The 538-nt window shown below is 35.1% G+C and carries 1 pseudogene; it reads right to left on the bottom strand.

The features are described 5' to 3' along the window. Nucleotides 1-189: 189 nt before the first annotated feature. Nucleotides 190-462: pseudogene (locus tag HU137_RS12890) on the bottom strand (transposase); the annotation flags it as partial. Between the last annotated feature and the right edge of the window lie 76 nt (nucleotides 463-538).

Genomic DNA, 538 nt, shown 5'->3' with positions numbered 1-538 from the left:
AGCTCTCTAAGCGCAGCAAAATTCAAATTGATTTAGAATTCCCTCCATTTTTGACTATCTTAAATCCAAGCTTTTTCCCTTCTCAAAACAGCTTCAAGCAATTGCCACAATCTTCCCTTTGGGAAGGTTCAGGATTTGGGATTGGGTTTTTACTTTTTTCACCTTGAACTTCAGAAGTTTCTTCAGATAAAACAAACGGATATCCAGACAATTACCGCAATATTGGAGCAAAGCCCGATCGCTGTTAAAATTGTTCAAATAACCCACCAATAAAATCTTGTAAAAAACCACCGGATCCAAACTCTGCTGGCCTTCGATACCGTAATACTTTTTAGTCGAATCGTACAGAAAGTGAAAATCCAATTCCTCCCCGATTTTTCTGTAAATATTATCGGCCCGTACCAGTCTTTCCAAACTCAGTTCATAAAACAATTTTGGCCTAAATTCTTTTCGTCCTTGCATGTACTAATTTACATAAAAATTATCACTCAAACAATTGATTTGAAGTGTTTTATATCAATTTTCAATCAATTTATTT

Origin of the sequence: Moheibacter lacus (assembly GCF_014042165.1) — a bacterium.
In the GTDB taxonomy this organism is placed as follows: Bacteria; Bacteroidota; Bacteroidia; order Flavobacteriales; family Weeksellaceae; genus Moheibacter; species Moheibacter lacus.
The sequence above is the reverse complement of the archived record's forward strand: the minus strand, read 5'-3'. Positions and strand labels throughout refer to the sequence as shown.